The following is a 26,186-nucleotide window of genomic DNA, read 5'->3' as shown; positions in this document are numbered from 1 at the left end:
CATCCATGGCAAAAGACCCTCGCTACGGCTTGCCCCCGGCGCTCATCTCGCCTGGCCATGACATGAGTAGAACGGAACCACCACGCTGATGACACGCCACTACAATTTCTGCGCCGGCCCCGCGGCCCTGCCCACTCCGGTGCTCGAACGTGCCCGCGAAGAACTCCTCGACTACCAGGGGCGCGGCCTCTCGGTGATGGAGATGAGCCATCGCAGCCCCGAGTTCGTGGCCATTGCCGAACGGGCCGAAGCGGACCTGCGCGAGCTGCTGGCCATCCCCGACGATTATCGGGTGCTGTTCCTGCAGGGCGGTGCGAGCCTGCAGTTCGCCATGCTGCCGATGAACCTGCTGGGGAGCGGCGGCAGCGCCAACTTCCTGCATACCGGCATCTGGGCCAAGAAAGCCATCGCCGAGGCCGAGCACCTTGGATACCCGGTGCACGTGGCGGCGAGCAGTGAATCGAACGGTCACGTGCGCGTGCCTCGCCAGGAGGAGATCGTGCTCTCGGCCGATGCGGCCTACCTGCACTACACCGCCAACGAGACCATCGGCGGGCTGGCCTTCGACTACGTTCCCCAGGCGCGCAGGCCCGACGGCAGCGAGGTGCCGCTGGTGTGCGACATGTCCTCGTCGATTCTTTCCGGTCCCATCGACGTCAGTCGCTTCGGCGTGATCTACGCCGGCGCGCAGAAGAACGTCGGTCCTGCCGGCCTGACGCTGGTCATCGTGCGCGACGACCTGCTCGGCACGGCGGTGCCGGGTACGCCCACGCTGTTCGATTATCGAGCCCTGGCCGATGCCGGCTCCATGGTCAACACGCCGCCGACCTTCGCCTGGTACCTGGCTGGGCTCGTTTTTCAATGGCTCAAGCACGACATCGGTGGTCTCGAGGCGATGGCGGCCATCAATGCGGGCAAGGCTGGAACGCTTTATTCGGCCATCGACGCCAGCGGCTTTTACAGCAACCCGATCGCCGTGCCCAACCGCTCGTCGATGAACGTGCCCTTCGTGCTGGCCGACGAGCAATTGAACGAGGCCTTCCTCGCCGAGGCCGATCGCGCCGGGCTGCTCAACCTCAAGGGCCACCGCAGCGTGGGCGGCATGCGCGCCAGTCTCTACAATGCAGTACCGGCGGCCGGCGTCGATGCTCTGGTCGACTTCATGTCCGATTTCGAACACAGAAGGGGCTGAAGGATGAGCGATACCCCCATCAATCTCGAGGAACTGCGCGAGCGCATCGACAGTCTCGACAACGATATCCTCCGGCTGATCAGCGAGCGGGCCAGCTGTGCCCAGCAAGTGGCCGAGGTCAAGACCGAGCGGGATCCCGGCGCCGTCTTCTATCGACCGGAACGCGAGGCCCAGGTGCTGCGGCGCATCATGGAGCTCAACCCGGGGCCGCTCAACAGCGAGGAGATGGCTCGGCTGTTCCGCGAGATCATGTCGGCCTGCCTGGCACTGGAACAGCCGGTCAAGGTGGCCTATCTGGGCCCGGAGGGCACCTTCACCCAGCAGGCGGCGCTCAAGCACTTCGGCGAGAGCGCGGTGAGCCTGCCCATGGCGGCCATCGACGAGGTGTTCCGCGAGGTCGAGGCCGGGGCGGTCAACTACGGGGTCGTGCCGGTGGAGAACTCCACCGAGGGCGTGATCAGTCACACCCTCGATTCCTTCATGGATTCGTCGATCCGCATCTGTGGCGAGGTGGTGCTGCGCATTCATCATCACCTGCTGGTGGCAGACACCACGCTGCGCGACAAGATCTCGCGGGTCTATTCGCATCCCCAGTCGTTCGCTCAGTGCCGCAAATGGCTGGATGCCCACTTTCCCCGCGCCGAGCGCGTGCCGGTCTCCTCCAACGCCGAGGCGGCGCGGCTGGTCAAGGGCGAGTGGCACAGTGCCGCCATCGCCGGCGATATGGCGGCCAAGCTCTACGGCCTGGAGCGCGTGGCGGAAAAGATCGAGGATCGCCCCGACAACTCTACGCGCTTTCTGATCATCGGCACCCAGCACGTGCCGATGTCCGGCGCCGACAAGACCTCCGTGGTGGTGGCCATGCGCAACCAGCCGGGGGCGCTGCATGAGCTCCTCGAGCCATTCCATCGCCACCAGATCGACCTCACGCGCCTCGAGACCCGCCCGTCGCGCAGCGGGGTGTGGAACTACGTCTTCTTCATCGACTTCAAGGGGCACGTCGACGAGCCCAAGGTGGCCGCGGTGCTGGAGGAAGTGCGTTTGCGCGCCTCGGAGCTCAAGGTGCTCGGCTCCTATCCCATCGGCGTGCTGTGACCCTCATGGCGTCTCGTGCAGTGAGCGAATCGCGGCTGCTGATCGTCGGCTTGGGGTTGATCGGCGGCTCGCTGGCGGCGGCGTTGCGGGCCGGCGGCCATCGCGGCGAGATCGTCGCCTGCGACCCGGACGCCGATGAGATCGCCCGCGGTGTCGAGATGGGGCTGATCGATCGTGGCGATACGCAGTTGGCGCCGCTGGTCGAAGACGCTTCGCTGGTGGTTCTTGCGGTCCCGGTGCTGGCCATGGAGTCGGTGATGGCCGAGCTCGCCAGGCTCTTGCCGCGAGCCGCGGCAGACGTGGTCATCACCGACGTGGGCAGCACCAAGGCCGCCATTCGCGATGCGGCCGTGCGGGTGTTCGGGGAGCTGCCGTCCGGGCTGGTTCTCGGCCACCCCATCGCCGGCTCGGAGAAGAGCGGGGTGGCGGCGGCGAACCCCGAGCTCTACGTGCGTCACAAAGTGATCCTGACGCCCACTTCGGACACCGACCCGGTCGCCGTTGCGCGCGTTCGTCGGCTGTGGGCGGCGTGCGGGGCCGAAGTGCTGGAGATGACGGTCGAACGTCACGACCAGGTGTTGGCCAGGACCAGCCACCTGCCGCATCTGCTCGCCTTCTCGCTGGTCGATACGCTGGCGAGACAGGACGAACGGCTCGACATCTTTCGCTATGCCGCTGGCGGCTTTCGCGACTTCACGCGCATCGCCGGCAGCGACCCGGTGATGTGGCGCGACATCTTCCTCGCCAACCGCGACGCCGTGCTCGCTTCGCTGGATGACTTCGAGGCCGGCGTGGCGCGGTTGCGTCATGCGGTGGAGTGCGGTGATGGCGACGGCCTGCTGGCCACCTTCGACCGCGCCAGCCACGCGCGCCACTACTTCGAATCCCTGCTCAACCAGAGCAGCTATCAGGCGGAATACCAGATGCAACAGCAAGGCAAGCTGACGTTCCGGGCGGCACCCGGCGGCCGCGTCGTCGGTCGCATCCGCGTGCCCGGCGACAAGTCGATTTCCCACCGCTCCATCATGCTCGGTGCCCTCGCCGAAGGCGTCACCGAGATCAAGGGCTTCCTGGAAGGAGAAGACAGCCTGGCCACCCTGCAAGCCTTTCGCGAGATGGGGGTGGCCATCGAAGGGCCGCACCAAGGCCGGGTGACCGTGCACGGGGTGGGCATGCGCGGCCTCGAGGCTCCCAGCGGGCCGCTCTACGTGGGCAATGCCGGCACGGCGATGCGCCTCTTCGCCGGGTTGCTGGCCGGCCAGGCCTTCGATACCGAGCTGACCGGCGATGCCTCGCTCACCAAGCGTCCCATGGGCCGGGTGGCCGATCCGCTGCGTCTCATGGGGGCCGAGATCGATACCGCCGAGGGCGGGCGGCCGCCGCTCAGGATCTCGGGAGGGCGCCAACTGCACGGCATCGAGTACGACATGCCCATGGCCAGCGCTCAGGTGAAGTCGTGCCTGCTGCTCGCCGGGCTGTATGCCGAGGGCGAAACGCGCGTTCGCGAGCCGGCGCCGACGCGCGATCACACCGAGCGCATGCTGCAGGGGTTCGGCTATGCCGTGCACCGCGAAGGCGACACCTGCTGGCTGCAGGGCGGCGGCAAGCTCACCGCGGCCCCCATCGACGTGCCTAGCGACATCTCGTCGGCGGCGTTCTTCCTGGTGGCGGCGGCGATCACCCCGGATTCGGACCTGGTGCTCGAGCACGTCGGCATCAATCCCACGCGAATCGGGGTGATCAACATCCTGCAGGCCATGGGTGCCGACCTGCGCTTGGAGAACGAGCGCGAGGTGGGCGGCGAGCCGGTGGCCGACCTGCACGTGCGCTACGCGCCGCTGCACGGCATCGACATTCCCGCGGACCAGGTGCCGTTGGCCATCGACGAATTCCCGGCGCTGTTCGTCGCGGCGGCGAATGCCGAGGGAACCACGCGGTTACGCGGGGCCGAAGAACTGCGCGTCAAGGAGTCCGACCGCCTGCAAGCCATGGCCGACGGTCTGGCCGCCATCGGCGTCGAGCACACCTTGTTGCCGGACGGCATCGACATCGTCGGGGGGGGAAAGGCGCAGGGCGCCAGCTACGGTGGCGGTCGGATCGACAGTCTCGGCGACCACCGCATCGCCATGGCGTTCGCGGTGGCGGCACTGCGTGCCGACGATGCCATCGTCATCGACGATTGTGCCAACGTGGCGACCTCGTTCCCCGACTTCGTGACATTGGCGGCACGGGTAGGGCTGACGATCACCCAGAGCGACGAGGAGCGGCGATGAGCGAGAGCGTTCCCGTGATCACCCTCGACGGTCCCGGTGGTGCCGGCAAGGGCACCATCAGTCGCCTGATCGCCGAGCGGCTGGGCTGGCACCTGCTGGACAGCGGCGCCCTGTACCGCCTCACGGCGCTGGCGGCGCTGCGCCATGAGGCGGCCCTGGACGATGCCGATGCGCTGGCCGAGCTGGCGCGTCATCTCGATGTGGCCTTTCTGGCCGAGGAAGGAGCGACCCGAGTGCTGCTCGAAGGCGACGACGTCAGCCGCGAAATCCGCACCGAACGGACCGGAGATGCCGCCTCGCAGGTCGCCGTCGTGCCGGCGGTACGCGAGGCGCTGCTTCAACGCCAGCGCGATTTTCGCAAGCCCCCCGGGCTGGTGGCCGATGGGCGCGACATGGGCACCGTGGTGTTTCCCGAAGCGCCGCTCAAGGTATTTCTCACCGCGAGCGCCGAGGAACGGGCACGGCGTCGTTACCTTCAGTTGCAGGAAGCCGGCGTGGATGCTAGTCTATCGAGTCTTTTAAAGGAGATTCAGGCGCGCGATGCCCGCGACATGCAACGCAGCGTGGCTCCGCTCAAGCCGGCCGATGACGCCATCACGCTTGACACCACGCGCCTGACGATACCGGAAGTGGTGGATCGGCTGACGGAGTGGCTGACCGAACGCGGTCTGGCTTCCGCCACCTGAAACTCCCTTGCGGCGCTCCCGTACGGATGTCATGGCATGGTCGAGCCACATAGGGAAGCTCGATCAGGTCCAACCAGCGTCAACATCCCCGGGGGCTTGGTGAATTAGGCCCGCACTTGCTGGTGGTGCGGAGAAGGCGGCGACGCCTCTAACCGTTGATCACGTAGGAAAATCATGAGCGAAAGCTTTGCTGAACTTTTCGAGCAGTCACTTCAGGACATCAACATGGAGCCGGGCGCCATCGTCATGGCGACCGTCGTCGACATCGATGGTGACTGGGTCACCGTCAATGCCGGCCTGAAGTCCGAAGGTCAGATCCCCGCGGCACAGTTCCGTGATGAAAACGGCGAACTGACCATCGCCGAAGGCGACGAAGTCAAGGTCGCCCTGGAGGCCGTCGAGGACGGTTTCGGTGCGACGCGCCTGTCCCGCGAGAAGGCCAAGCGCGCCGAGGCCTGGAAAGTGCTGGAAGCCGCCTTCGAGAAGGAAGAGATCGTCAAGGGCGTGATCAACGGCAAGGTCAAGGGCGGTTTCACCGTCGACATCGACTCGATCCGCGCGTTCCTGCCCGGTTCGCTGGTCGACGTGCGTCCGGTGCGCGATACCACGCACCTCGAGAACAAGGAACTCGACTTCAAGGTCATCAAGCTCGACCCCAAGCGCAACAACGTGGTGGTATCGCGTCGTGCCGTGCTCGAGGCCGAGAACAGCGCCGAGCGTGAAGCGCTGCTCGCCACCCTGCAGGAAGGTCAGCAGATCGTGGGTATCGTCAAGAACCTCACCGATTATGGTGCCTTCGTCGACCTGGGCGGCGTGGACGGCCTGCTGCACATCACCGACATGGCCTGGAAGCGTATCAAGCACCCCAGCGAGATCGTCGCCGTGGGCGACGAGATCACCGTCAAGGTGCTGAAGTTCGACCGCGAGCGCAACCGCGTGTCGCTGGGCCTCAAGCAGCTCGGCGAGGATCCGTGGGTCAACATCAAGGATCGCTATCCCGAGAGCACCGTGGTCAACGCTCGGGTCACCAATCTCACCGACTACGGCTGTTTCGCCGAGCTGGAAGAGGGCGTCGAGGGCTTGGTTCACGTTTCCGAGATGGACTGGACCAACAAGAACATCCACCCCTCCAAGGTCGTGCAGATCGGCGACGAGGTGGAAGTCATGGTGCTCGACATCGACGAAGAGCGCCGCCGCATTTCTCTGGGTCTCAAGCAGTGCACCCCGAACCCCTGGGAAACCTTCAGCGCCAAGCACAACAAGGGTGACCGCGTTTCCGGCACCATCAAGTCGATCACCGATTTCGGTATCTTCATCGGACTGGAAGGTGGCATCGACGGTCTGGTTCATCTGTCCGATCTCTCCTGGACGGAGACCGGCGAAGAAGCCGTGCGTCGCTACAAGAAGGGTGACGAGGCCGAGGCGGTCATCCTCTCCATCGATCCGGAGCGCGAGCGTATCTCGCTGGGCATCAAGCAGCTCGATACCGATCCGGTCGCCGAGTACCTGGCCGTCAACGACAAGGGCTCCATCGTCACCGGCCGCGTGATCGAGGTCGATGCCAAGGAAGCTCAGGTCGAGCTGGCCACCGATGTGATCGCCGTGCTCAAGGCTTCCGAAATCAGCGCCGATCGTGTCGAGGACGCGCGCAACGTGCTCACCGAAGGCGACAGCGTCGAGGCCCGTATCGTCGGCGTCGATCGCAAGAATCGCCAGATCAACCTCTCCATCAAGGCCAAGGAGCAGGACGATACTCGTCAGAACCTGAAGAAACTGCGCGAGCAGGACGTCGATAGCGGTGGTCCGACCACCATCGGTGACCTGATCAAGCAGCAGATGGGTCAGGACTGATCGAGCGCCCCGGCATGGCCGGGGCGTGACGCCCGACAACGCCGCCCCATTCCGGGGCGGCGTTGTCGTTTCTGGGCAGGCTGTGCCAAGCTATCCGGCGTAGCGGATTGCCAGTGGCCACGGAGAGCGAAACGCGAGACATGGCTACCATCGAGCACAGCGCCATTCTCAAGGCGCCACCGGAGCGCGTGTTCGCCCTGCTGGAGCAGGTCGAAGACTTCGTGGACTATTCCGATCTGATTCAGGCCATCGATTCGCTGGGCGATGCCCGTTACCGCTGGCACGTACATGCCGTGGGCATGGACTGGACCTTCGACGTGGCGATCACCGAACGACGACCGCCCGAGATGCTCGCCTGGGAGTCCCTGGATGGCGTTCGCAATCAGGGCTGCTATCGGCTGACGCCGGTCGCGGAGGGTACCCAAGTGGCATTCTCGCTCACCTATGCCATTCACAACCGCCTGTTGGAGAAGGCCGTCACCCGGGCGGCCAGGCCGTTGGTCGGCAAGGTGAGCCGGCAGATTCTCGAGCGGGTCGAGGCCAGGTTGTGAGCCCTCAATACTCCGGTTCGACGAAATGCCTCACACCGTCTCGGCCGCCGTGCTTGACGCCGTACATCGCCTGGTCGGCGGCGTCGATGAGTTCGCTGTGGCAGGTGAAGGCGGCATCCTCGAGGCTGGCAATGCCGATGGATGCCGTGACGTGGACCGGCTCTCCCTCGGCATGGGCCAACGGTGCTGCAAGCAGAGCCTCGCGGATACGCCCGGCCAGTGCGCCGGCTTGGCAACGGCGCGTCTGCGGCATCAGCACCAGGAACTCTTCGCCACCGTAGCGGCCGGCGACGTCGCTCTCGCGGACCATCGCCTTGAGTGCACTGGCGAAATGGATCAGCACGCGGTCGCCGAAGCGGTGGCCGTGGCGGTCGTTGAGCCGTTTGAAGCGATCCAGGTCGATGAACATCACCGAAAGCGGCTGCCGGGCAGTCCTCGCCTTGTCGAAATGCAGCTCGAGCAGCGCTTCCAGCCAGGGGCGATTGGCCAGCCCGGTCAGATGGTCGGTGCGGCGTTGTTCGTCCAGGTCGGAATGGCTGGCTTGCAGGATTTCCAGTTCGCGCTGCTGGCTGGCCAGACGCTGGCTGAGGCGCAGGTTCTGAGCGAACAGCAGCTGTTTGGCCTCCTGGACCAGGGCATGGTGATCGATGTCGGGTGGGCAGGTGATCTCGAACAGTCGTGCCACCGGTGGTAGCAGGCCGTGAAGTTCCTGGAGAAGTGCCTCCAGGCGGTTGGCGTCGACGCTGTCGAGTTCGAGCAGCTGGCGAAGCAGGCTGCTGAAAGCCGCTGCCGGATCCTCGGCCAGCCAGCAGTCGGCGATACGGCAAGAAAGACGCAGGCAGAGCGCCTGTGGAGCGTCGTCGGTCAGCGGGCCATGGCTCTCGGCGATGGCTGCGGCCAGGTGATCGGGCAGCTGCCAGCTGGCGGCGAGCCAGGCGCCGACCAGCGCATGGTCGCAGCCGTAGTATCGCTGTTCGGCCATGCACAGGCCGTCATGATCGCCGAGGTCGTGAGCGAGCGAGCGGTAGCTGTCGCCGTCCAGGGCGTCCAGGGCCAGTATGCCGATGTCCTGGATGAGCGCCGCGGTGAAAAGCGTTCCCGCCGCCTGCGGGCAGAGACGCCTGGCCAGATGCTGGGCTGACAGGGCGGCGATGATGGCGCGTTGCCAGAGGCGCTCTAGATCGAGGTTCTCGCGGGGTCCGGGACGGGGTAGACCGAAGCTCATGGCAGCGGCCAGGGTCGCATCCAGCCCCAGCCGCGAGACGGCCTCGGAGCAGGTGGCGACACGCGCATCGCCACGGGCATATAGCGCGCTGTTGGCCAGAGAGAGCAAGCGCAGGGTCAGGGCGGGATCCCGCTCGATGGCATGGGCGAAATCGGCCAGGCGCGGTTCGTCGCCCTGCGCCAGGCGGATGACCTCGGCCGCTGCGGCAGGCAGGCTCGGCAATCCCGGGCATTCGGCAAGGCGGTCGGCCAGGGCGCTGGGCAGCGGCGCCAGGGCGGGAGTCGTAGGGGCTGACACTGCATCGGATGAAGGGGTTGACGTCCTGTCCAGCGTCATGACGACTCCTGAGTGAAACGCTTGGTTGAAAACCTATGATAGCGAACTCTCGGGCGGCGTCACTCCCCCTAAGGTTGAGCCATGTCAGACTCAACCTTTTCTCAACGAGGCATCGAGGTGGTCGACGACTTCCGCCCAGTCGGCATCCTCGTCGAGCGCTTCATGCAGGAACTCGGACTGGGCCTCGTTCCAGAACGGCGCCTGGTGCAAGGGAATCTCCCGCGACAGCGGTGCATGGCGCTCGATGAAGGCCTTGATGGAGGCTTCGTCGGCGGGCAGGCCCAATTGCTCGAAGAGTTCCGTGAAAGGATGCACGGGATGTTCCATGGGAGTACTCCTGGGTTGGGGGTCGTCTTCAGCCTACGCTGTGTCTGAAAACTGCCTGCGCTCGGTCATACGGCGTTGAAAAATCGGCTCGTGCGCGAAAGTACTCATTGATCACCACGTCAACTCGCGTGCGAGCCCAGTCCGTCTTTTCACCGATAGTTGCCTTGTCTGACCATCGCTCGACGACGTTTCGGACAAAGCTTAGACGTTCGGTGCGGCAACGGCGCGCTTCGATACGTTAGACGTTCACGTGGCGTCAACGCTCACCGGCCAAGGAGGCGAGAAAGCGTCGACGGCGCTCGTCATCGTCCAACGGGAGGGCCAGGAGATGCACGAGCTTGGTGTAAGCGGCTTCCGGGGTCATGGTGTCGCCCGAGAGCACTCCCGCCTCGGCCAGCCCCATGCCCGCCGCATATCGCCCCAGGGTCACGCCGCCGGCTGGGCACTGACTGACTGCGGCGAGCAGCTTGCCCTCGCTGCGGGCACGGGCGAAAGCGGCGAGCAGGCATGGATCATCGGGGGCGTTGCCGCCACCCCAGACCTCGAGCAGTGCGCCCCTCACGCGTCGGTCTTCGAGCCAGGCTGCGACCTGCCACGCTTGAATGCCCGGCCATAGCACGATACGGACCACTCCTCCCTCGGCCAGACCGGCATAGTCGGCAAGTTCGAAATGGGGCGTTTTACCCTGCTGGATGGCGAGGCCATGTGCCGGAAAGAGCATGGCCTCGCCGTCGATTCGCTCGCCGAGCGGTGGATGGTGGGGCGAGACGAAGGCTTCCCGGCCGGCGACCTTGCGGCTGCGCGCGCCGCGCAGCAGTCGATTGCCAAAGGCTACGGCGACCTCCTGCAGCGCCGGTCGTGCGGCGAATTGCAGCGCCAGTTCGACGTTGTCGAGGGCGTCGCTGCCCTCCGAGCCCAGCGGTCGCATCGCACCGGTCACCACCACCGGACGGTCGACGCCCTGCAGCTGGAAGGCCAGGCTCGAGGCGCTCCATGCCAAGGTGTCGGTGCCGTGCAGCACCACCACGCCGGCATGCTGGGGCAGGGCGGCAGCGATCTCGCTACCGAGTCGCTGCCAGTCGGCTGGCGTGGCACTGCTGGAATCGATGGGGTGGGCGCTTTCGCGAATCACGAGGTCGGGCAGTTTGGCCTGGCGCGATGCCGGCAGACGGGCCAGGGCGGTGCTCAGGCGGCGCGAGAAGTCGCTGCCGGGAGCCAGGCCGCGTGTCGTTTCCACCATGCCGATGGTGCCGCCCACGTAGAGCATGAGTACGGGCTGGTCGATGAGGTTGGGTGTTGGCATGGTGGCTCCAGTCGGGGCATGGGCAGGATGATACCATCCTGCCACTCCGCTGGGTCGGCGAGGCCCCTTGTCGGACGGGCGCGATCAACGGGTGATCAGCTCTCCGTGCTCGTCGATGTCGAGACGGAGGTTGCGTCCTGCCAACAGTGCGAGGCCGGCGGCAGTGGCGGTGATTGCCAGCAGGACTGCGGTCAGAACGGGCAGCGAGGCTTCGAACTGGAGCAGCAAGCCCACGGCGAGAGGCCCCATGGCAGCCAGGGTGTAGCCGCCGCCTTGCGTCAGGCCGGAAAGCTTGCCCGCCAGGCGTGAAGTGGCCGTGCGTAGCACGATGAGCGAAAGCGTCAGACTGAAACTGCCGCCCTGACCCAGACCGAGCAAGACGACGCCGGCCCAGCGCCAGTTTTCCGGGCCGAGCAGCAACAGCCACAGGCCACAGGCCACGCAGCCCAGCACCATCAGCAGCGCCGGACGCTGGTCGCGGCTGAGGCGGGCCAGCCAGGGCGCGCCCAGCGCCGAGAGCAGCTGCACCATGACAGAGGCGCTCATCAGCCAACCGGCCTGAGCGTCCGAGTAGCCGCGGAGCTGCAGCAGGGTGGGTAGCCAGCCGAAGATGATGTAGGCGATCGACGATTGGGTCCCCATCAGCAGCATCACCTGCCAAGCCAGCGGTTGACCGAGCAGGTCGCGCATCGAGCCGCCACCCGAAGACGGTGGTGGAGCTTGCCGCCGCGGCATGCAACGTTGCCAGGCAATCATCGCCGCTACGGCCAGCACCGCCCAGCTGATCAGGCCGAGACGCCAGCTGCCCAACCACTCGGCCAGAGGAATGCTCAGCCCCGCACCCAGGGCGCCGCCCAGGCACAGCGCCATGGTATAGACGCCGGTCATCAAGTCGGCGCCCCCCGGTATTTCTCGCTTGACCAGTGCCGGCAGCAGGGTACCGGCTACGCCGATGGAAGCGCCCACCAGCAGGGTACCGATGAACAGCAAAGGGTTGGGAGGCAGGCCCCGCAAGACCAGGCCGACAGCCAGCATGCCCAGTGCGAGGCCGAGGGTGCGCTCCGCTCCCAGGCGCTTGCTGAGCCAGGGTGCCAGCGGTGCGAACAGGCCCAGACAGAGTACCGGTAGCGTGGTGAGCGCGCCAATGGCTAGCGCCGAGAGCCCCGTCGTCGTCTGAATGCGCACGAGCAGGGGAGCCAGCGAAGACAGGGCCGGCCGTAAATTGAGCCCCACCAGCACCATCAGCACCAGAAAGAGGACGAGACGCCGACGGTTTTCGCTATCGCTCGTCGTCGTCACCGTGCCACTCTCTTGACCGGTTGGAATGCGAAGGGGCGGGTCGGACCTCGTGCTCCTTGGGCGTCAGCAAGGGATGCTCCTCGGCGCCGTAGATACCGAACTTGACGACGCCCGGATCGTTGCTCGAATGCGCCTGGCGGCGAATGTCCGAGACGTCTTCGGTACTCGTCAGCACGACCTGACCGTCTTGCACCTGGCGTTGCACGGTGAGCCGGCCATCGAAAGTCCAGCAGCGTTGCGGAACCTGGGCCAGATCCCAGATGCGACCCTGCCAGTGTGCGGTGCCGTGGGAATCCAGCTCGAGGTCTTCGAGGGGAATCAGCGCGGCAAACTGCCTGGCATTGAGGATCAGGCCATTGCTCGCCATATTGACGGGCCCTTCGAAGCATCCGCTGGCGATTTGCGACAGCACCTCGCTGCGTTTCCCCCTGGCCTCGATTCGAGCCTGCCCGCACAGGTGCAACAGACCGTCGTCGATCTGTTTGATGGCCCAGACCGTTACGCTTTTCTTGCCGGTTAACCACTTCAGCATGGCGACAGGATCCGATTGTGGGGCTGCCGGTATCCGCTCATCGCAACGCCATTCTCCTGCGGCTAGGAATGAAGAGGGGCATTACATTGGCACACTTTTCCGCCGTGTGCCATGTGTTGGGTCAGGCCTGGCGGGCACGCGGGCGGCGTCGCTGGCGGCGCGCTGCCTGGCCGGAATCCTCGCTCTGGCGAGAGGGACCCTGCCGGTCGCCGGTCGCCCTGGGCTTGCGCGGTTGACCCCGACCGCCTCCGTTGCGTCGGCCGGTTTCGATGGGTTCCGGCTTGGCGTTGGGATCGGGCTCGAATCCCGGCTCGATGCGCTTTTCAAGATCGCGCTTGATCAGCCGCTCGATGCCCTTGAGCAGGCCATGCTCGTCGACGCAGACCAACGACACTGCCTGGCCGTCGCTGCCGGCGCGGCCGGTACGCCCGATGCGGTGCACATAGTCCTCGGCGACGTTGGGCAGCTCGAAGTTGACCACGTGGGGGAGTTCGCTGATGTCGAGGCCGCGGGCCGCGATGTCGGTGGCTACCAGAACCTGCAGCTCGCCGCTCTTGAAAGAAGAGAGCGCGCGGGTACGTGCCGACTGGCTCTTGTTGCCATGGATCGCCATGGCCGGGATGTCCTGCTTCGAGAGCTGCTCGGCCAGGCGGTTGGCGCCGTGCTTGGTGCGTGTGAATACCAGCACCTGATACCACTGATGGTGGGTGATCAAGTGGGCGAGCAGGTCGCGCTTGCGCTCACGGTCGACGCGGTAGACGGCCTGGTCGATGGATTCGGCGGTGGTGTTGCGACACGCGACTTCGATGGTTTCGGGGGCGTTCAGCAGCTTGCCGGCGAGTGCCTGGATCTCGTTGGAAAAGGTCGCCGAGAAGAGCAGGTTCTGGCGCTCTCCAGGGAGCATACGCAGCACTTTCTTGATGTCATGGATGAACCCCATGTCGAGCATGCGGTCCGCTTCGTCGAGCACCAGGATTTCCACCGCCGACAGATCGACGTGGCCTTGCTGCTGAAGGTCCAGCAGCCGGCCGGGCGTGGCGACGAGGACGTCCAGGCCGGGGCGCAGGGCATCCACTTGGGGCTGCTGGCCTACGCCGCCGAAGATCACGTGGCTGGTCAGGGTCAGGTGGCGGCCGTAGTCGGCCACGCTCTCGCCCACCTGGGCGGCCAGTTCGCGGGTCGGGGTCAGTACCAGGGCTCGTACCTGGCGCTTCGCCGGGCGGCGACCGTCGGCCAGGCGCTGCAGCATCGGCAGGGTGAAGCCGGCGGTCTTGCCAGTACCGGTCTGGGCGCTGGCCAGCAGGTCTCCGCCACGCAGTACGGCGGGAATGGCCTGGCGCTGGATGGGAGTCGGGGTGGTGTAGCCCTGTGCCTCTACGGCACGCAGCAATTCGGCCCGCAGGCCGAGTTCGGAAAAGGTCATGCGTTCTCCGGGAAACGCCTCGGCCATGCCATGCAAGGGGTTGCATGGCCAGTCCCGGGCCGGGGCGTGAGAAAGTCGGAATCGGGGGTGCGGCAGGAGGAACCGTGCAATGCCGCGCGGACGATTATGCCATACCCTGCGAAGCAATGCAGCCGATGACTTCGATGCCGCTCAGAGACGGTCGCGAATCGTCCGGCCGATCCGGTCGGCGACCTGGCTCCAGCTCTTCCCCAGGGCGCGGACCAGTGCCGGATAGCCGTCATCGGCGAGCTCGGTGGAGGCACTGAAGTCTTCGACGATCAGCGCCTGGCCGCTTGGGTCGCGCAGTTGCCACTGACCTTCGGCGCGGGCGGTGCCATCGTGGAAGCCCTGGAAACGGTCGACATCGAGATGCAGTGTCAGGGCATCGGCGGACGGGGCATCGTCGCTGCGTAGCAGCCGGGTATCCGGAAGGTTGGTGGCGAGCCGCGCGTGCAAGGTGCGCCGCAACTGCTGTGGGAGTGGCTCGGCCCAGACATGCTGGCGCGCTTCGTTCAGCGTGATGTCATCGAGTTGCAGGACGATGCCTTCGACGTCCAGATAATCGGCCACGCGTGGCAGGGTCACCTGAATCACGTGCGTCGGCGAGTCCGGTGGAGGCGTCGCCGCTGCCGGCGAGGTCGGCAGTGCGTAGCGCTGTGCGGGTGGGGCCGAACTGGCGCAGCCGCTCAGCCACACCAGCAGGAGCGGCAGGCAAAGCACGAGAAGCGCGCAACGGGCCGGTTGGGTGGCATGCATTCTTGGCATCCTCCTGGCTCAGGGGCGGTGCGGTGCGCGTGGCATCGGGTCGTCGACTTCCAGACTGTCGAACAGCAGCGCCCGCGGGTTCTCGTTCAGCGTGCGGGCGACGGGCTGCAAGTCGCGCATCAGACGCTCGAGACGCGCCATGGTGGCGGTCAGCTCGCGATAGGCGACGGAGTCCGGCGACAGCCCCTGCAGGGTTTCGTCCAGGGTTTCCAGCGTCGCGTTGAGGTTGCCGGCCAGGTTGCGCGTTTGTGGATCGTCGAGCAATGCCTGCAGCGAACGAGAGACCTCGCGCACTTCGTCGAGCGTGGATTCCGAGGCTGCCAGATTACGGTCGAGGCTACTCAACAGCGGTTCGACTTCGAGGGCATTGAGCTTGTCGAGCAGCGTCGTGACCTGCGCTTCGATGCGCGCAAAGCCGCCCGTGGTGGTAGGGAAGACCTGGCGTTCGGCAAAGGTCACGGGGGTGTGCTCTCCGGCCAGGTCGCGCTGGAAATCGACGTCGACGAAGAGGGCGCCGGTCAGCAGGTTGCCGCTCTTCAGAGAGGCACGCAATCCTTCTGCGAACAGGCGGTCGAATCGCTCGCGCCATTCTTCCAGTTCGATCTCCTGGTTCTCGATCCCCAGTCGCTGGGGCTCGATGCGAATCAGCACGGGTATCGAGAAACCGTTGCGCGAGTCGGGCTGCGTAGCCGTGAAATTCCACGGCACCGCGGCCACGGTGCCGATGCGTACGCCGCGAAATTCCACGGGGGCTCCCCGAGAGAGACCGCGTACCGAGTCGTCGACCAGCAGCACGTACTCCAGGTAGCGGTTGAAGGTACCCTGGCGGGCGCTCTCTTCATCGGCATAGAGCGTGAAGGTGGTATCCGGCTCCACGCTGCGACCGCGTGGCAGCTCTTCCGGTACGCCGAAGGTGATGCCGCCACCCAGCAGGGCTTCCAGCGATTCGACGTTGACCTTGATGCCGTCGGCATCGAGGCGCAGGTCGATGCCGCTGGCTGACCAGAAACGGGTGCTGTCGGTCACCAGTTCGTGATAAGGGCTTTCGATGAAGACTCGATGATGCATGCGTTGGTCATCGGCATCGAAGTTGGCTTCCTCGACCCGGCCCACGGTATACCCCTGGTAGGTGACCGGATCGCCGGGGCGAAGCGAGTTGCCGAGCTGACTGATCAGGTTGAGACGAATGCCCGCTGCGCCAGCCGGTGCCACCGGGGGCTGGTCGCTGACCTCGAATTCGCGGGCTTGGGCATCTTCCGTGCCGGCCTCGAGCTGAAGGTAGGCGCCCGACAATACGGTGTTCAGGCCGCTGATGCCTTCCCTGCCGATGCGCGGCTTGACCACCCAGAAGCGGCTGTCCGATCGCAGCAGGGCTTCGGTATCGGGCTCCATTCGCGCAGTAATGACGGCATGGGAAAGGTCTTCGGCCAGCTGTACTTGTTCGACTCGTCCCACTTCTACGTTGCGGGTCTTGATCAGGGTGTTGCCCGCCTCGATGCCTTCGGCATTGTCCATGATCAGGGTGATCTGCGGGCCACGACTGCGGTAGTTGTCGTAGACCAGCCACAGGCCGATCAGGATCGCCACGATGGGGACGATCCAGATCGGCGAGAGGCGCGCCTGAGGCGTGGCGCGAGCCTGCTGCATGTCGTCGCCAGTCTTGGCATCGTGGTGAGGTTCGGTCATCGCGCTTCTCCACGCCGGGCAGCCGTCTGCCGGACGCTCGAACGAGGAAGGGGAGAGTCCCAGATCAAGCGGGGATCGAACGTCATGGCGGCCAGCATGGTAAGCACTACCACGCCACCGAAGGCAAGGGCTGCCGGGCCGGGCGTGATCGACATCAGCGTGCCGGCGCGGATCAATGCCACCAGGATGGCGACCACGAAGACATCGACCATGGACCAGCGGCCGATGAATTCGGTGAGCCGGTAGAGGCGGGTTCGTGCGCCCGCATTGAGCTCATTGCTGCGCGATACCACCAGGCATAGCCAGGCCAGAGCGACCAGTTTGCCGACCGGCACGATGACGCTGGCGACGAAGATCACCGTGGCCACCGGCCACGAGCCCATCTGGATCAGTTCCACCACGCCGCCGATGATGGTCGATGGCGAGGCGTGGCCCAGGCTGGTGGTGGTCATGATCGGGTAGACATTGGCCGGCACGTACAGCACGGCGGCGGCGGCCAGCAGGGCCCAGGTGCGCTGCAGACTGTGCGGATGACGCGTGTGGAGAGGCTCGCCGCAGCGTCGGCACAGGCCGTGCCCCCTGCTGGATAGGCGGTTGATCAAGCCGCAGGTCGGACAGCCGGTGAGCCCCTGGGGAGCTGCCGTGGTGCCGGTGCGGGTGCCTGCCGGTGCTCGCGGCTCACCGGCCAGGGAAAACCACAGCCAGTCGGCGTCCACGGACTGCGTGGTGACCAGCAGCAGCACCGCGAAGGTGCAGAAAGCCCAGAAGGCGGCGCCGAGCTCCACCTCGGCCATGCCGGAAATCTTGATGAGGCTCACCAGGGCGCCGACGATGAAGACGTCGGCCATCATCCATGGGTGCAGGTGGGCCAGCGAGCGGGCGATGCTGCGTCCCATGGGTAGCGGTGCGCCGCGCAGCAGGCCGAACTGGAGCCAGATGACTCCGATCAGGTAGACGGCGGGGAGTACCACGATGGTCAGGATGACGGCGATGGCGACGATGGGCTGGTGAAAGCCGATCAGCGCGGTGGCGGTCTGGGTCAGTTCGATGCGATTGCCGATGCCGCCGACGCTGAAGCTCACGAAAGGCAGTGCGATGGCGGCAAACAGGGCGATCAGTGCCGATATCGCCAGTGCCATGCTGCGCTGTGCAGGATAGCGATGTCGAGTGATCAGGGTATGGCCGCAACGCGGGCAGTCGGCCTTCTCCCCCGGTCTCAACGGCGGTAACGTGACCAGCCAGTCGCACTGGTGGCAGGCACGCAGGCGTCGACGCGCTCGATCCGCCTCGGGAGGCGAACGATCGGCCAGGGGGGCGGCTGGCGGCAGTGCTGCGATGGGAAGAAGCCTTGGCACCGACGATGACGACCTGAAAGTGGACGAAAGAAGGCACCGGATGGCGCCTGCCGGGCCGGATGTGCTCGGCCCGCAAAGTGTGACATGTTGACGCCGGGCGTACCATAGACAAACATTCGTTCGCGAATGTGAACCAGGAGCTGACATGATCCTTCCCGCCATGGCCATCGTTGCCGGACTCGTACTGCTGGTGTGGAGTGCCGAGCGCTTCGTGGAGGGTGCTGCATCGAGCTCGCAGCGCCTGGGGCTGTCGCCGTTGCTCATTGGCATGTTGGTCATCGGCTTTGGCACCTCGGCGCCGGAACTCATGGTTTCCGCCCTGGCCGCCGGGCAGGGAAACCCCGGCCTGGCACTGGGCAATGCCTATGGTTCCAACATCGCCAACATCGGTTTGATTCTGGGGCTAGTGGCTTTGCTGGCACCGCTGTCGGTGCACTCCAGCGTGGTGCGTCGCGAGCTCCCCGTGCTGGGGGCGGTGACGTTGCTGTCGGCGCTGCTGATGTGGGGAGGCGTGATCGCACGTGTCGAGGGGGCGCTGTTGTTGGCGCTGTTGGCGGGTTTCATCGGCTACTCCATCGTCGAGGCGCGCCGCAGCGGCAACGATCCGCTGGCGGGGGAAACCCAGGAGAGCCTGGCAGCGCACCCCATGTCATTGCGTGCTGGCCTGGCCTGGACGGCGATCGGCCTGGTCTTGCTGATCGCCAGTTCGCGCCTGCTGGTCTGGGGAGCCGTGGCCATCGCCGAAGGTTTCGGCGTCAGCGACCTGATCATCGGGCTCACGGTAGTCGCGGTGGGTACGTCGCTGCCGGAACTCGCCTCCTCGATCAGTGCCCTGCGACGCCGTGAACATGACCTGGTGCTGGGAAACGTGGTGGGCTCGAACCTGTTCAACACGCTCGGGGTCGTGGGTGTGGCCGGCCTCCTTGCGCCCATCGAGGTGGCCCGCGAAGTGTTGCTGCGCGACTGGACGATGATGACCGCCATGACCGCTCTCATGGCGGTGTTCGCCTTGGGCTGGCGAGGACGACCGGGACGCATCAACCGTCTGGAAGGGCTGGCGCTGCTGACGCTGTTCGTGGGCTATACGGCGTTCATGATCCAGTTGGTGGTTGGTTCCGTGTCGGCCTGAGCCGCTTTCATGCGACAATGCGACGCCTCGGAAAACGCAAACTCATGGCGTCCAATCGTGTCCATAGACGTATCATGAACGAGTCGCTTGGCATAAGTTTATTCCCTCGAGCGCTTTCATCATCGCCAACAATGCTACCGGGAACGGGCTGGTGCCGAGCCGAGTGTCCAAGCGGAATGCGCCAGGGCTTCGTCGATGGACGTCGCCCGAAGAACAAGACGCGGTAGCCGCGCGATATCGCATCCCTTGTGACGGCCTTGAATCACCCAGCGTTCCGAGGCAAGCGTCATGGAGTTGGATCCCCTGCTGCTATCGCGATTGCAGTTCGCCTTCGTGGTTTCTTTTCATGCCATCTTTCCGGTGTTCACCATCGGTTTGGCTTCCTACATCGCCCTGCTGCACGGGCTCTTCTACCGCAGCGCCAATCCGGTCTGGGATCGCCTGGCACAGTTCTGGACGCGCGTCTTCGCCGTGGTGTTCGGCATGGGAGTGGTGTCGGGCATCGTCATGTCGTTCCAGTTCGGGACCAACTGGAGCCACTTTTCCCAGGCGGCGGCCAATTTCCTGGGGCCGATGCTCAGCTACGAAGTGGTCACGGCGTTCTTTCTCGAGGCGGCCTTTCTCGGCGTGTTGCTGTTCGGCAGGGGAAAGGTACCCCAGGGCGTGCACCTCTTCGCGGCCCTCATGGTGGCGCTGGGAACGTTCATTTCCTCGTTCTGGATTCTGGCCGCCAACAGTTGGATGCAGACGCCGGCGGGAGCCGTGCTGGTCGACGGCCAGTTCCGTGTGACCGACTGGTTCGAGGCGATCTTCAACCCCTCCTTCCCCTGGCGTTTCGCCCACATGGTGATGGCCTCGTTCTTGACCGGCGGATTCGTGGTGGCCGGGGTGAGTGCCTGGTATCTGCTGATCGGTCGCGATGTGGAGGCCAATCGCCGGGCGCTGTCGATGTGCCTGTGGCTGCTGCTGGTACTGGCGCCCGCCCAGGCCGTGGTGGGCGACTTTCACGGACTGAACACCCTGGAGCACCAGCCCACCAAGGTGGCCGCCATGGAAGGCAACTGGGAGCGGGATTCCCATGTTCCCCTGCTGCTGTTTGCCATTCCCGACCAGCAGGCGCAGACCAATCGTCTGGAAGTGGGCATCCCGAGTTTGGCCAGCGTGATTCTCGCGCACGACCCCGCTGGGGAGGTGCCGGGCATCAGCGAGGTCTCTCCCCAGGAGCAGCCGCCGGTATGGCTGGTGTTCTGGTCTTTCCGGGTGATGGTCGGGCTCGGCTTGCTGATGATTGCCGTCGTCGTGGCCGGGCTGTGGCTGCGCCGGGGCGGGCGCCTCTACTCTCACCGTGGGTTTCTGCAGGTTCTGCGGGTGATGAGCATTGCCCCCTTCGTTGCGGTGCTGGCCGGCTGGATCGTCACCGAGTCGGGGCGGGCTCCCTGGCTCGTCTACGGCATGATGACCCATGCCGAAGGGGTCACTCCGTCGCTGACCGGGGGAATGGCGCTGTTCACCCTGGTGGGCTACGTGGCGGTCTACGCCGTGGTCTTCTGGGCCGGGGTGTATTACCTGACCCGGGTGGTTCGTGAGGGCATGTTGCCGGAGGCATCGGAACCCGGTTCGGCGGAGCACGCCAAACGGCCGTTTTCGGCTGCGCATGTCAGCTTCGAAAGCGATGCATCCCCGACCTGGAAGGAGTGAACCATGGAATTCTTCGATCTCTCCATCATCTGGGCGTTGATCATCGGTTTCGGCGTGATCATGTACGTGCTGATGGATGGCTTCGACCTGGGGCTGGGGATTCTCTATCCCTTCGCGCCCGATGAAACCTCGCGCGATGTGATGATGAATTCGGTGGCACCGGTCTGGGACGGCAACGAGACCTGGCTGGTACTCGGCGGTGCGGGACTGCTAGGGGCCTTCCCGCTGGTTTATTCGGTATTCCTGCCGGCCCTGTACATCGGCGTGTTCCTGATGCTGGCGGGGCTGATCTTCCGGGGCATCGCCTTCGAGTTTCGCTTCAAGGCGCGGCGCAGTCGTCGCTGGTGGAACCGGGCCTTCTGCTGGGGATCCGCCGTGGCGGCCTTTGCCCAGGGGGCCGTGGTCGGGGCTTACATCCAGGGCTTCGCCGTGGAGGATTTCACCTACGTGGGCGGTGCCCTCGACTGGCTGACCCCGTTCACGGTGCTGACCGGGCTGGGGCTGATGATCGGCTATGCGCTGCTCGGCGCTACCTGGTTGATTCTCAAGAGCGAGGGCCACGTTCAGGCGTGGGCCTATCGAATCGCACCGCCACTGCTGGTCGGCGTGCTGGCGGTGTTTGCCACCATCAGCGTGTGGACGCCCTTCGTGGATGGCGCGGTGCGCAGCCGTTGGTTCGACCATCTCGCGGTGATCTGGGTGCTGCCGGCCCTGGCGCTGGGTTGCGCGCTGTGGCTGTGGAGAGCCGTGCGCCGTCGTCAGGAAGGGCAGCCCTTCGTGGCGACCCTGGGCTTGTTCATCTTCACCTATCTGGGCCTGGTGGCGAGCAAGTGGCCGGTGATCGTGCCGCCCGATCACACCATCTGGGATGCCGCCTCGGCGCCGGGTTCGCAGCTCTTCCTGTTGATCGGCGTGCTGTTCGTGATTCCCATCGTGCTGGCCTACACCGCCTGGACCTACTGGGTCTTCCGCGGCAAGGTACGGCCCGACGACGGTTATCACTGACGCGATGGCTGGCGCTCCCGATGCTCAGCGCTGGCTCTCCCACCATGCTGCACGGCAGCGTGGCTGGCTGTTGCTCGCCGTGGCGGCAGGCCTTGCCGCGAGTGCGGCGACTCTGGTACAGCTGGCTCTGCTGGCATGGATCGTCAGCCAGTTGCTGGTGGCCAATGCCGAACTGGCGTCGCTGACGCCGGCCTTTCTCGCTCTGGCGTCATGCCTCGTGCTGCGCGCCCTGGCCCAGTGGACGCAGGAGGTGGCGGGGCAGGAGGCGAGTCTGCGGGTCCGCGCCCGTGTGCGTGCCGAATTGCTGGCCCATCTGGCAGCACTGGGGCCGGTGCGGGGCGCCGCGTATCCGGCGGGTGGAGTGGCAAGCCAACTGGTGGAACAGGTCGAGGCGCTCGACGGGTTCATCGCGCGTTTTCTGCCGCAGTGCATCCTGGCGGTGGCGACTCCGCTGGCGATCGTGTCGTGCGTGGCGTGGCTCGATTGGCTGGCCGCGCTCTTCCTGCTGCTGGCAGCGCCCATGATTCCCCTGTTCATGGCCCTGGTGGGGGTCGGTGCCGAGCGGGTAAACCGTGAGCAGTTTGCCGCCGTCACGCGGCTGTCCGGGCATTTCCTGGACCGCGTGCGAGGATTGACCACGCTGCAGCTGTTCGACCGTACGACCGAAGCCACGCGCGAGGTGGAAGCGGCGGCCGACCATTACCGGCGGCTCAGCCTGCGTCCGCTGCGTCTGGCGTTTCTCTCCTCGGCGGTGCTGGAATTCTTCGCCTCGGTGGCCATCGCCGTGGTGGCCGTCTACGTGGGGTTCGGCCTGCTCGGTTACATCGGCTACGGGCCGTCGTCCGAGCTGACCCTGTTCAGCGGCCTGCTGATACTGCTGCTGGCTCCGGAGTTCTTTCAGCCGCTGCGCAGCCTGGCCCAGCACTATCACGATCGTGCCGCCGCCCTGGGGGCCGCCAGGGGCATGCTCACGCTGCTTGCAGAGCGGCCGCATCCCCAGCGTCACAGGGCGTCGCTCACTCCTGGCGACTCTGCGCTGGTGAGTCTGGTCGATGTCACGCTGGCTCATCCACGGCGCGGGCGGGTGCTCGGTCCTCTCGACATGACCGTGCTGCCGGGCGAAACGCTTGCGATCACCGGACCATCGGGTGGCGGCAAGTCATCCCTGTTGCACCTGCTGGCCGGCTTCGTGGGGCCCGATTCGGGCCGGCGCTGCGTCAGGCCCGGCTTGCGGCTGGCATGGTTGGATCAGCGGCCGTGGCTGGTTCAGGGCAGCTTGGCGGACAACCTGCGCTTGACGGCTCCCCATGCCAGCGACGGCGAGCTCGAAGCAGCGCTGGCCAAAGTTGGCCTGGCCGAGCTGCTGGCAAGGCTTCCCAATGGGCTGGATACCCCCCTGGGCGAGCGCGGCAGCGGGCTCTCCGGCGGTCAGGCCCAGCGGGTGGCGCTGGCACGGCTGTTTCTGAGCGAAGCGGACCTGCTGTTGCTCGATGAGCCGACTGCCCATCTCGATGAGATGAGCGAGGGGCAGGTGGTGGCAGCCCTGCAGACTCTGGCCAGCGAGGGACGTGCACTGGTCATTGCCACGCACCATCCGGCACTGATGCGCCTGGCATCACGATGCCAGTACATCGCTGGCGGGCGTCTCCGCGAACTGCCCGGGGAGGCGAACGATGGGTGATGGGCTGGGCATCGGGGCCCTGCGCCCGTGGTTGCGCCTGCTGGCACGGCGTCGGCGGCGCCTTTGGGTGGGGGCCGGGCTGCTGGGGTTGACGCTGCTGGCCGCCATCGGCTTGCTGGCGCTTTCGGGCTGGTTCATCACCGCGAGCGCCCTGACCGGCATGGCGATCAGGGCCGGCCTCGACGTTCACGTCCCCGGTGGCGGCATTCGCGCCTTTGCCGTGACCCGAACCGTGGCGCGCTATCTGGAGCGGCTCTACAACCACGATACCGTGTTGCGTCTGCTGGCGGACCTGCGTGGCTCGCTGTTCGCCGTACTGTCGCGTCTGGACGGTGCCACCCTGGCGAAGCAGCGGTCCAGCGACTGGTTGACTCGCCTCACTGCCGATATCGATACCCTGGACGGTCTCTACCTGCGCTTGCTGGCGCCGCCGTTGGTCGCGCTGGCCCTGATCGGCTCGTTGACCGCGTTTCTGGCGCTGTGGCTGCCGACGCTGGCGGGATTGGTGGGAGCCGGCCTGGTGCTGGCCTGGCTATGGCTGTCCTTCGGTCAGGCATGGCTCGGCATGGCGGCGAGCCGGGCCCAGGTCGAGCATCGCCAGCGCTTGCGCAGCCTATCGGTCGAGCACTTGCAGGGCTTGGCGGAGCTCGAGGCCCATGACTGCACGGCGCGGCACCGCCATCGGCTCCTGGCGTGCGAACGCCGACTGCATGCCGCCCAGCGGCGGCTCGCTCGCTGTACCGCCCTGGGCTCGGCCTTGGTGGGTCTGGTGGTGGGACTGGCCATGCTGGCCACCCTGTGGCTGGCCGCTGCGGCGTGGCAGCACGATGCCGTGAGCGGAGCGGTGATGGTGATGCTGCCGCTGGCGGTGCTGGCCATTGGCGAAGCCCTGGCCTTGCTGCCCAACGCTTTCACGTCACTGGGAACGACACGGACAGCCGCCGAGCGCCTCAACGCCCTGGAAGCCGCCGAGCGGCGCGCTCCATCCGGACGCTCCCGGCCGCTCGCGGATGGGCCTCTCGAGCTGTCGCTGGAGGGAGTGGGCCTACGCTATCCGGGCGCCTGGCACATGGCGTTGGATGCGGTGAGCCTGTCCTTGAAGGGCGGCTCGCGTCTGGTGTTGACGGGCACTTCGGGGGCCGGCAAGAGCACCATCGCCGCACTGTTGACGCGACAGTTGCTGCCCGACACGGGCGACATTCGTTTGAATGACATTCCGCTGGCGGAGATCGACGAGGGCTCCTTGCGTGAGCGCGTCGCCTTGCTGGGGCAGCGCATCGATCTCTTCGAGGGAAGCCTGGCCGACAATCTGCGCATCGCCGATCCCGCTGCAACCGACGAACGACTGTGGCAAGCGCTCGACTGGGCGACGCTGGCCGACTGGGCCGAGGCGTTGTCGGCCGGGTTGGCGACACCGGTGGGAGAGGGGGGGCATGCGCTGTCCGGCGGTCAGGCTCGGCGGCTGGCACTGGCTCGGCTGTGGCTGCGCGATCCTGGTCTGGTCATTCTCGACGAGCCGTTTGCCGGCCTCGATAGAGCGACTCTCGCATCGCTGGTGCCCAGGCTGGATGGTTGGCTGCGCGGCCGAACGGCGCTGTTTCTCGTCCACCAGTTGGATGACGATTCCGTCGCGCCGCCCGGAGTGACGCATCGTGCGCACCTGGTGGAAGGCGAACTGACCGACTTTGCACGATATTGTGCGATCGGTCAGGATGACGGGAAAGCGACGACGATGCCCAACGAGGTGCGCAATGGATGATTTTCTCAAGCGGTTGCCGAAAGCCGAACTTCACCTGCACATAGAGGGAACGCTCGAGCCCGAGCTGATGTTTTCGCTTGCCCGTCGCAATGCGGTCACGTTGCCCTACGCTGACGTGGACGAGGTTCGCGCCGCCTACGACTTCGCCGATCTGCCCTCTTTCCTCGAGCTCTACTACCAGGGCATGAGCGTGCTGCGTACCGCCGAGGATTTCCATGACCTGGCCATGGACTACTTTCGCCGAGCTCACCGAGAGGGCGTCGTGCACGTGGAGATGCACTTCGATCCCCAGGCTCATCTGGCCCGCGGTGTCGAGCTGGAAACGGTGATGGAAGGGCTCGGTACCGCACGCCGCGAGGCCGAGCGACAGCTGGGGTTGTCCACGGCGATGATCATGGCCTTCCTGCGCGATCGTCCTGCCCAGGAAGCGATGCAGCTCCTGGAGCGTGCGGCGCCCTTTTGGGAGACGCTGGATGCCGTCGGGCTGGACAGTGCCGAGCGTGGGCATCCTCCATCGAAGTTCCGCGAGGTCTTCGAACGGGCGCGGATGCTCGGCATCCCACGGGTTGCGCATGCCGGCGAGGAGGGGCCGCCCGAGTACATTCGTGAGGCGCTCGACCTGCTGGACGTCTGCCGCATCGATCACGGCGTGCGCTGTCTCGAAGATCCCGAACTGGTCGAGCGACTGCGTGACGATCGGGTCGTGCTGACCGTTTGTCCGCTTTCCAACGTGCGTCTCAAGGTGGTCGAGCGCATCGAGGATCATCCCTTGCCGCGCCTGCTCGATGCCGGTCTTCGGCTGACGCTCAATTCCGATGATCCGGCGTATTTCGGTGGCGGCATGCTCGACAACTTTCGTGCCTGTCAGCGGGCTTTCGACTGGTCTCGCGAGACCTTCGTTCAACTGGCGGAAAGCGCGATCGACGCTGCCTTCATCGGCGAGACGCGGCGCCTGGAGCTATTGCGGCAACTCGCCGAGTGCCGGTGAGAATGC

The 26,186-nt window shown here is 65.8% G+C and carries 21 protein-coding genes; 12 read left to right on the top strand and 9 right to left on the bottom strand.

Features of this window, described 5'->3' with window-relative positions; genetic code table 11:
• The first annotated feature begins 88 nt into the window (after positions 1 to 88).
• From serC to BLP96_RS11370, 6 genes are all read left to right on the top strand, one after another.
• A complete protein-coding gene (gene serC / locus BLP96_RS11395; RefSeq protein ID WP_089686235.1) occupies positions 89 to 1,192 on the top strand; it encodes a 3-phosphoserine/phosphohydroxythreonine transaminase in 1,104 nt (367 codons plus the stop codon).
• A 3-nt stretch (positions 1,193 to 1,195) separates the two neighbouring features.
• Complete coding sequence (pheA, locus tag BLP96_RS11390; RefSeq protein ID WP_089686234.1) at positions 1,196 to 2,287, top strand: prephenate dehydratase; 1,092 nt, start codon at positions 1,196 to 1,198, stop codon at positions 2,285 to 2,287.
• A gap of 5 nt (positions 2,288 to 2,292) precedes the next feature.
• Positions 2,293 to 4,560 (top strand): bifunctional prephenate dehydrogenase/3-phosphoshikimate 1-carboxyvinyltransferase, encoded by a 2,268-nt coding sequence (locus BLP96_RS11385; protein WP_089686269.1) that lies wholly within the window; start codon positions 2,293 to 2,295, stop codon positions 4,558 to 4,560.
• A complete protein-coding gene (cmk, locus tag BLP96_RS11380; RefSeq protein ID WP_089686232.1) occupies positions 4,557 to 5,246 on the top strand; it encodes a (d)CMP kinase in 690 nt (229 codons plus the stop codon). Before BLP96_RS11385 ends, cmk begins: the two co-directional genes overlap by 4 nt.
• A 174-nt stretch (positions 5,247 to 5,420) precedes the next feature.
• On the top strand, positions 5,421 to 7,097 hold the full coding sequence (gene rpsA, locus BLP96_RS11375; RefSeq protein ID WP_089686230.1) for a 30S ribosomal protein S1: 1,677 nt from the start codon (positions 5,421 to 5,423) through the stop codon (positions 7,095 to 7,097).
• Positions 7,098 to 7,237: 140 nt separating this feature from the next.
• Positions 7,238 to 7,648: an SRPBCC family protein gene (locus BLP96_RS11370; protein ID WP_089686228.1), complete on the top strand. Its 411-nt coding sequence runs from the start codon at positions 7,238 to 7,240 to the stop codon at positions 7,646 to 7,648.
• A 4-nt stretch (positions 7,649 to 7,652) separates the two neighbouring features.
• Here BLP96_RS11370 and BLP96_RS11365 read toward each other — a convergent pair whose 3' ends face one another.
• From BLP96_RS11365 to BLP96_RS11325, 9 genes are all read right to left on the bottom strand, one after another.
• Complete coding sequence (locus BLP96_RS11365; protein ID WP_089686226.1) at positions 7,653 to 9,209, bottom strand: sensor domain-containing diguanylate cyclase; 1,557 nt, start codon at positions 9,207 to 9,209, stop codon at positions 7,653 to 7,655.
• A gap of 90 nt (positions 9,210 to 9,299) precedes the next feature.
• Positions 9,300 to 9,536 (bottom strand): DUF2789 domain-containing protein, encoded by a 237-nt coding sequence (locus BLP96_RS11360; RefSeq protein ID WP_089686224.1) that lies wholly within the window; start codon positions 9,534 to 9,536, stop codon positions 9,300 to 9,302.
• A gap of 256 nt (positions 9,537 to 9,792) precedes the next feature.
• A complete protein-coding gene (locus BLP96_RS11355) occupies positions 9,793 to 10,839 on the bottom strand; it encodes an asparaginase (protein ID WP_089686222.1) in 1,047 nt (348 codons plus the stop codon).
• A gap of 84 nt (positions 10,840 to 10,923) precedes the next feature.
• A complete protein-coding gene (locus tag BLP96_RS11350) occupies positions 10,924 to 12,081 on the bottom strand; it encodes a CynX/NimT family MFS transporter (RefSeq protein ID WP_089686267.1) in 1,158 nt (385 codons plus the stop codon).
• Between the two features lie 37 nt (positions 12,082 to 12,118).
• Positions 12,119 to 12,670, bottom strand: coding sequence for a hypothetical protein (locus BLP96_RS11345; protein ID WP_089686220.1), 552 nt, complete (start codon positions 12,668 to 12,670; stop codon positions 12,119 to 12,121).
• Between the two features lie 121 nt (positions 12,671 to 12,791).
• A complete protein-coding gene (locus tag BLP96_RS11340) occupies positions 12,792 to 14,093 on the bottom strand; it encodes a DEAD/DEAH box helicase (RefSeq protein WP_089686218.1) in 1,302 nt (433 codons plus the stop codon).
• A gap of 171 nt (positions 14,094 to 14,264) precedes the next feature.
• Positions 14,265 to 14,870: a PqiC family protein gene (locus BLP96_RS11335; RefSeq protein ID WP_089686216.1), complete on the bottom strand. Its 606-nt coding sequence runs from the start codon at positions 14,868 to 14,870 to the stop codon at positions 14,265 to 14,267.
• An 18-nt stretch (positions 14,871 to 14,888) separates the two neighbouring features.
• On the bottom strand, positions 14,889 to 16,565 hold the full coding sequence (gene pqiB, locus BLP96_RS11330; RefSeq protein ID WP_089686214.1) for an intermembrane transport protein PqiB: 1,677 nt from the start codon (positions 16,563 to 16,565) through the stop codon (positions 14,889 to 14,891).
• Entirely contained in the window at positions 16,562 to 17,920 is a 1,359-nt protein-coding gene (locus tag BLP96_RS11325; RefSeq protein ID WP_245682232.1) for a paraquat-inducible protein A, read from the bottom strand. Before BLP96_RS11325 ends, pqiB begins: the two co-directional genes overlap by 4 nt.
• A gap of 145 nt (positions 17,921 to 18,065) precedes the next feature.
• Between BLP96_RS11325 and BLP96_RS11320 the strand changes: the two genes are divergently transcribed.
• The 6 genes from BLP96_RS11320 to BLP96_RS11295 all read left to right on the top strand — a co-directional run bounded on the left by BLP96_RS11320 (position 18,066) and on the right by BLP96_RS11295 (position 26,180).
• On the top strand, positions 18,066 to 19,049 hold the full coding sequence (locus BLP96_RS11320; RefSeq protein ID WP_089686212.1) for a calcium/sodium antiporter: 984 nt from the start codon (positions 18,066 to 18,068) through the stop codon (positions 19,047 to 19,049).
• Positions 19,050 to 19,337: 288 nt separating this feature from the next.
• Positions 19,338 to 20,747, top strand: a complete 1,410-nt coding sequence (locus BLP96_RS11315) for a cytochrome ubiquinol oxidase subunit I (protein WP_089686210.1) — start codon at positions 19,338 to 19,340, stop codon at positions 20,745 to 20,747.
• A gap of 3 nt (positions 20,748 to 20,750) precedes the next feature.
• Positions 20,751 to 21,752 (top strand): cytochrome d ubiquinol oxidase subunit II, encoded by a 1,002-nt coding sequence (gene cydB / locus BLP96_RS11310; RefSeq protein ID WP_089686208.1) that lies wholly within the window; start codon positions 20,751 to 20,753, stop codon positions 21,750 to 21,752.
• Between the two features lie 4 nt (positions 21,753 to 21,756).
• Positions 21,757 to 23,433: a thiol reductant ABC exporter subunit CydD gene (gene cydD / locus BLP96_RS11305; protein WP_089686206.1), complete on the top strand. Its 1,677-nt coding sequence runs from the start codon at positions 21,757 to 21,759 to the stop codon at positions 23,431 to 23,433.
• Positions 23,426 to 25,192, top strand: coding sequence for a thiol reductant ABC exporter subunit CydC (cydC, locus tag BLP96_RS11300; protein WP_089686204.1), 1,767 nt, complete (start codon positions 23,426 to 23,428; stop codon positions 25,190 to 25,192). The genes cydD and cydC overlap by 8 nt, the downstream gene beginning before the upstream one ends.
• The gene (locus BLP96_RS11295; protein WP_089686202.1) at positions 25,185 to 26,180 is read left to right on the top strand and encodes an adenosine deaminase; all 996 of its coding nucleotides are present in this window, start codon (positions 25,185 to 25,187) and stop codon (positions 26,178 to 26,180) included. The genes cydC and BLP96_RS11295 overlap by 8 nt, the downstream gene beginning before the upstream one ends.
• Positions 26,181 to 26,186: the final 6 nt, after the last annotated feature.

Origin of the sequence: Billgrantia gudaonensis, from assembly GCF_900100195.1 — a bacterium.
Taxonomy (GTDB): domain Bacteria; phylum Pseudomonadota; class Gammaproteobacteria; order Pseudomonadales; family Halomonadaceae; genus Halomonas; species Halomonas gudaonensis.
This window is presented reverse-complemented; position numbering and strand designations above follow the sequence as displayed.

Bases quoted from the DNA above. Each gene is read 5' to 3' on its own strand.
- BLP96_RS11320 (WP_089686212.1), top strand. From the start codon at position 18,066: ATGATCCTTCCCGCCATGGCCATCGTTGCCGGACTCGTACTGCTGGTG.
- cydD (WP_089686206.1), top strand. From the start codon at position 21,757: ATGGCTGGCGCTCCCGATGCTCAGCGCTGGCTCTCCCACCATGCTGCA.
- BLP96_RS11315 (WP_089686210.1), top strand. From the start codon at position 19,338: ATGGAGTTGGATCCCCTGCTGCTATCGCGATTGCAGTTCGCCTTCGTG.
- BLP96_RS11365 (WP_089686226.1), bottom strand. From the start codon at position 9,209: ATGACGCTGGACAGGACGTCAACCCCTTCATCCGATGCAGTGTCAGCC.
- BLP96_RS11385 (WP_089686269.1), top strand. From the start codon at position 2,293: ATGGCGTCTCGTGCAGTGAGCGAATCGCGGCTGCTGATCGTCGGCTTG.
- rpsA (WP_089686230.1), top strand. From the start codon at position 5,421: ATGAGCGAAAGCTTTGCTGAACTTTTCGAGCAGTCACTTCAGGACATC.
- cmk (WP_089686232.1), top strand. From the start codon at position 4,557: ATGAGCGAGAGCGTTCCCGTGATCACCCTCGACGGTCCCGGTGGTGCC.
- cydC (WP_089686204.1), top strand. From the start codon at position 23,426: ATGGGTGATGGGCTGGGCATCGGGGCCCTGCGCCCGTGGTTGCGCCTG.
- BLP96_RS11295 (WP_089686202.1), top strand. From the start codon at position 25,185: ATGGATGATTTTCTCAAGCGGTTGCCGAAAGCCGAACTTCACCTGCAC.
- BLP96_RS11335 (WP_089686216.1), bottom strand. From the start codon at position 14,870: ATGCATGCCACCCAACCGGCCCGTTGCGCGCTTCTCGTGCTTTGCCTG.
- cydB (WP_089686208.1), top strand. From the start codon at position 20,751: ATGGAATTCTTCGATCTCTCCATCATCTGGGCGTTGATCATCGGTTTC.
- BLP96_RS11360 (WP_089686224.1), bottom strand. From the start codon at position 9,536: ATGGAACATCCCGTGCATCCTTTCACGGAACTCTTCGAGCAATTGGGC.
- BLP96_RS11350 (WP_089686267.1), bottom strand. From the start codon at position 12,081: ATGGTGCTGGTGGGGCTCAATTTACGGCCGGCCCTGTCTTCGCTGGCT.
- pqiB (WP_089686214.1), bottom strand. From the start codon at position 16,565: ATGACCGAACCTCACCACGATGCCAAGACTGGCGACGACATGCAGCAG.
- BLP96_RS11340 (WP_089686218.1), bottom strand. From the start codon at position 14,093: ATGACCTTTTCCGAACTCGGCCTGCGGGCCGAATTGCTGCGTGCCGTA.
- pheA (WP_089686234.1), top strand. From the start codon at position 1,196: ATGAGCGATACCCCCATCAATCTCGAGGAACTGCGCGAGCGCATCGAC.
- BLP96_RS11345 (WP_089686220.1), bottom strand. From the start codon at position 12,670: ATGCTGAAGTGGTTAACCGGCAAGAAAAGCGTAACGGTCTGGGCCATC.
- BLP96_RS11355 (WP_089686222.1), bottom strand. From the start codon at position 10,839: ATGCCAACACCCAACCTCATCGACCAGCCCGTACTCATGCTCTACGTG.
- BLP96_RS11370 (WP_089686228.1), top strand. From the start codon at position 7,238: ATGGCTACCATCGAGCACAGCGCCATTCTCAAGGCGCCACCGGAGCGC.
- serC (WP_089686235.1), top strand. From the start codon at position 89: ATGACACGCCACTACAATTTCTGCGCCGGCCCCGCGGCCCTGCCCACT.